The sequence below is a fragment of the Photorhabdus hindustanensis genome (genome assembly GCF_002968995.1).
In the GTDB taxonomy this organism is placed as follows: domain Bacteria; phylum Pseudomonadota; class Gammaproteobacteria; order Enterobacterales; family Enterobacteriaceae; genus Photorhabdus; species Photorhabdus akhurstii.
Genome location: NZ_PUWT01000097.1, coordinates 1 through 3784 on the forward strand (window position 1 = coordinate 1; position 3784 = coordinate 3784).

General features: G+C 36.3%; 8 protein-coding genes and 2 pseudogenes. 9 read left to right on the forward strand and 1 reads right to left on the reverse strand.

Annotation, left to right across the window (positions count from 1 at the left end):
• Positions 1–189 (forward strand): hypothetical protein (locus C6H66_RS26470; RefSeq protein ID WP_219847643.1); only part of this gene is annotated, 189 nt, incomplete at its 5' end.
• A 62-nt stretch (positions 190–251) separates the two neighbouring features.
• Here the strand turns inward: C6H66_RS26470 and C6H66_RS27825 are convergent.
• Positions 252–377: a DUF7706 family protein gene (locus tag C6H66_RS27825; RefSeq protein WP_422615636.1), complete on the reverse strand. Its 126-nt coding sequence runs from the start codon at positions 375–377 to the stop codon at positions 252–254.
• A 73-nt stretch (positions 378–450) separates the two neighbouring features.
• On the opposite strand from C6H66_RS27825, the gene C6H66_RS27115 reads away from it, so the two are divergent.
• From C6H66_RS27115 to C6H66_RS23625, 8 genes and pseudogenes are all read left to right on the forward strand, one after another.
• On the forward strand, positions 451–918 hold the full coding sequence (locus C6H66_RS27115; protein ID WP_248000804.1) for a TNT domain-containing protein: 468 nt from the start codon (positions 451–453) through the stop codon (positions 916–918).
• A 31-nt stretch (positions 919–949) separates the two neighbouring features.
• Entirely contained in the window at positions 950–1189 is a 240-nt protein-coding gene (locus tag C6H66_RS23595) for a hypothetical protein (RefSeq protein WP_105396904.1), read from the forward strand.
• A gap of 78 nt (positions 1190–1267) precedes the next feature.
• A pseudogene (locus C6H66_RS27120) lies at positions 1268–1432 on the forward strand (RHS repeat-associated core domain-containing protein); the annotation flags it as partial.
• Between the two features lie 84 nt (positions 1433–1516).
• The gene (locus C6H66_RS27125; RefSeq protein WP_181147840.1) at positions 1517–1816 is read left to right on the forward strand and encodes an HNH/endonuclease VII fold putative polymorphic toxin; all 300 of its coding nucleotides are present in this window, start codon (positions 1517–1519) and stop codon (positions 1814–1816) included.
• Positions 1817–1826: 10 nt separating this feature from the next.
• On the forward strand, positions 1827–2210 hold the full coding sequence (locus tag C6H66_RS23605; protein ID WP_105396906.1) for an Imm50 family immunity protein: 384 nt from the start codon (positions 1827–1829) through the stop codon (positions 2208–2210).
• A 312-nt stretch (positions 2211–2522) separates the two neighbouring features.
• Complete coding sequence (locus tag C6H66_RS23610) at positions 2523–2729, forward strand: AHH domain-containing protein (protein WP_181150285.1); 207 nt, start codon at positions 2523–2525, stop codon at positions 2727–2729.
• Between the two features lie 54 nt (positions 2730–2783).
• A complete protein-coding gene (locus C6H66_RS23615) occupies positions 2784–3035 on the forward strand; it encodes a hypothetical protein (protein ID WP_105396907.1) in 252 nt (83 codons plus the stop codon).
• A gap of 424 nt (positions 3036–3459) precedes the next feature.
• Positions 3460–3784 (forward strand): annotated as a pseudogene (locus C6H66_RS23625) (ImcF-related family protein); the annotation flags it as partial.

The window sequence follows — 3784 nt, forward strand, 5'->3', positions numbered from 1 at the left end:
CAAAAAAAGGCTTTAGATTGGCTTGATATAATTCACTATAGGATAACAAATTCTGAAAAGCATATAGATATATATAAGAATATATTAACTAATTCTCCAAATAAAGAAGAAGTTAAAGAATATCTTTATCGCTTTTTAGATAATAATCCAGAAAAGCAAAAGGCAATATCATTTATACTCAGTTGTTAGATAGGCAAGTTGTATTAATAAAGCCGGAAAGATCTTTCGAGATCTTCCGGCCTTCTTATGATCTACCGTGGCGAATATCCACTGTACGCTAGAGCAGATTGGAGCTTAGAGATCGCATCTTTGATCTGATACGCTTCTTCGTCATTCACGGCACAGGCGCGTATCTCCGTCCAGTTCAGCCGCTTCACCTGTGGGACGGCGGCGTGCTACCTCAGCCCTGATCCTTTGGGGTTAGCAGGAAGAGTAAATCCTTACAGTTACGTGCATAATCCGACGGGTTGGATCGATCCGCTGGGGCTGGCTGGGTGTCCGGTAATTAAACAACGTGTTCTGGATAATATTGCGGCAAGCAAAGCAGCCAGAAAGTCCTCTAACTTCAATGAATTTAAATGGAATAGAGAGTGGCCGCCTAATCGCGGGTTCTATGAAAGTAAATTTGAAAAATATACTCTACAACCGGGTACGAGACTTGATCGATATGGATACGATAGCGGAACATTTGTATCACCTGAAGGTATTCCGTACAGTGCAAGAGCATTGAAACCAGGAAGTGATGGCAGGCCATATTCTGTTTTTGTAGTTAAAAAGCCGATAATCGTTGATGCCGGTGAAATAGCACCTTGGTTTGGTTATCCAGGGCGAGGAATTCAATATGATTTACCTAAAAAAATTCATGAATTAAGAGCAGACGGTTTCTTAGAAAAGGTATCACGAACATTAAAAAGGTAAGCCCATATCCTTAGATTGATAGGTATATCAAATGAATAAAGAAGAACTAAAAAATCTTTTAAAAAAACATAACGTGCCAAAATTAGCATACTGGCTAGATGGAGGAATGCCAGATGAAAGACTTTGTCTTGATTATTCTGACGGTGAATGGTGTGTTTTTTACTCACAGAGAGGAATGCGTTCTGGATTGATGAAATTTCAAACAGAAGAAGATGCGTGCGATTATTTTTGGAAAGAAACCCGCCTATCTTTTTCAATTAAAGAAAGTTAATGAATAAAATAGCCGGAAAAATCCTCTTGATCCTCTGGCTCTATTCTTCTCGACACTCAATAAAGGGCGGAATCTGGCCTGCGATTTTGTGGCCAATATGAAGACACGGAGAGTGGTTTATTTTATAACCGGCACCGTTATTACGACAGGGAAACGGGACAGTACTTATCGACAGATCCGCTAAATCTTAGTGGCGGATTTAACCCGTACAGCTATGTTCATGATCCGGTCAACTGGATTGACCCTTACGGGCTGGCAAAATGTCCTACTAAATTTGGTTCAAAGAATGCGGTTTTTAGAGCAGCGAAAAGAGATGCGGGAATACCAATGAATCAACAGCCTGATAAAATATTTGACCCAAAAACTGGTTTTGAAAGTCAATATAGGCATGTTCGTATGACGAATTCAAATAATGAAACAATAATTGGCTATAATGGTAAGCCAATATGGACAAAGGAATATCAATTCACAAAAGCTGATGGAGATAAGGTGATTATCCAAGATCATTCTGCTGGGCACTATTACCCCGATGGTGTAGGTAATCAAGGACCTCATTTAAATGTAAGACCTATTGATAACATTCGAACTGGGAGTGTCCCAGGAACATTAGATCACTATAGTTTCTAGGAGACATCATATGTTTTGGAATGATCTTGATGGAACTATATTGCTTAATAAAGTATTTTCTAAACCTGTAGAAATATCAGACATAGATCTCTTTGATATAAAAATAGATCGTGAAGGACCAACAGTAATAATAAGTTTTGATTTAATCGGAAAATTACCAGATAACCCACCTGTAAAATGGGTAAAAGGATATAACAAATGTAGGTGTGGTATAAACTGTGGTGGTGTTACATCTATGAAAATTGAAGGCATTGCCGTTAACATGTTAGCAAAAATCGAGATAAAAAAAGAAAATGGTCATAATAAAGTAATAATTAGTGGCTCTAATTTTCGATTAAATCTGGAATGTATGCATATACAGTTTACGGGACCTTCTGTATATATCAGTAAATAAACAAAAATCCGGAAAGATCCCCGTGATCTTTCCGCTTTGTTATTTTTATACTTAAAATAAATATTCCACAGGCTTGGTCTTATATATTAAATATATAATTTAAAATCACAAAAATATAAAATAAATAAGAAGATAAAAAAAGGAATAATACATAAAAATATAATATTAATGGTAAATATATACATAGGCTATATTTTGGCTATTTTATTCTGTTTTTCCTCTGAAACAGCAAAAAGCCGGAATCGCTTCCGACTGGCTTCTTTCTTACCGTGGTGAATATTCACGGTAAGTTAGCGCCGACGGGTTAGTGCAATGGCAAGGCATCAAGGTAATCATCACGGATATACTGATGCAAGAAGAAATGCTCTGGATAAAATAAATTTAAATCAATCAACTGATACCATATCGAAACAAGTAGCTAACATTCAAAATATAGCTAAAAAAGGCATGGAGAATGGCAATATTATTAAATCCAAAGATAGGTATAACACTAATATTCAGAGGAAAGACGTAAATTAAAAAGTAAGACAAAGCATCTTTGATCTCTGGAATAAAATTTTAGGATAATTTAATATGGGTGAGATAATAATCTTTTATATGGAACCTGTTGAATTCTTTAAAAGTTCGGATTTTTTATCCGGTTCTATTGAAGAATTTAATGAATATGAAATTATTGATAATAAAGATAGGGCATTAAAGCTTCTTTTCGATCAAGACATATCAGGTAACTATATGGTTTGGAATGATTTTTCTCTGATCGGGTATCTGAGTTTTATCTTCATGAAGATTATAAAAAAGCAGAAAAGGATATCCTTGATAGAATAAAACATCTACCCAGGATCAAGTTAAAGAAAATATCATAAAAAGAAAATGATATCTTATAAGAAAGAAACAAGGGTTAGTTAAATAACGTTTCGTAATTATGCTACACATAGCCTTCTTCAACCCATTGTTATACATAGAATTATGAGTGGTATAAGATGTAGCACTATTTTGACATCTTATTTAATAACATAGAATACGATAATTTTCCAAATGAAGAAAACAACGAATGTCATGACAGGTTAAATATGAAAAGCATTTATTAATATTTATTTTCTTTTAATCAAAACACTAAATTAGAAACCATATTGTCTATATTCAAAAAAGGAATCATGCCGTGCGGTATAAAAAAAGATAAAAAGACATGAGTTATTTTCAATCCTATTCTTTTGAAGAATAGAGAATAAATAGAGAGAAAACAGAGTCTGAGGCGGGCGATCAGGCCGCGATCAGCAGCTTCGCGCCTTACAAACTGCCGCTCATCAAAGCGGAGAAAGAGCTGAGTCAGCTCTCCATTTATCAGCGGGTCTATCAGAACCTGCGCATTAAAGCCCAGGATTCACTGCCGCCGCCCCTCAACCTGCGCGACCAGATTGGCCCGGGCTTTGACCGCCTCTTTATTGCCAATAATGACAAACAACTGATTATCCCGCAGTTCCTGACGATAAACGGCCTGAACAACTACTTCGTCAAACAGGACGACCAGCTCATCGACCTCACCGTCATGGACAGCTGGGTCCTGAACCTGTCGC

What these genes read in the sequence shown, in the direction of transcription:
- C6H66_RS23615 (WP_105396907.1), top strand. Translation starts at nt 2,784, where the DNA reads ATGGGTGAGATAATAATCTTTTATATGGAACCTGTTGAATTCTTTAAA.
- C6H66_RS23610 (WP_181150285.1), top strand. Translation starts at nt 2,523, where the DNA reads ATGGCAAGGCATCAAGGTAATCATCACGGATATACTGATGCAAGAAGA.
- C6H66_RS23595 (WP_105396904.1), top strand. Translation starts at nt 950, where the DNA reads ATGAATAAAGAAGAACTAAAAAATCTTTTAAAAAAACATAACGTGCCA.
- C6H66_RS27125 (WP_181147840.1), top strand. Translation starts at nt 1,517, where the DNA reads ATGAATCAACAGCCTGATAAAATATTTGACCCAAAAACTGGTTTTGAA.
- C6H66_RS23605 (WP_105396906.1), top strand. Translation starts at nt 1,827, where the DNA reads ATGTTTTGGAATGATCTTGATGGAACTATATTGCTTAATAAAGTATTT.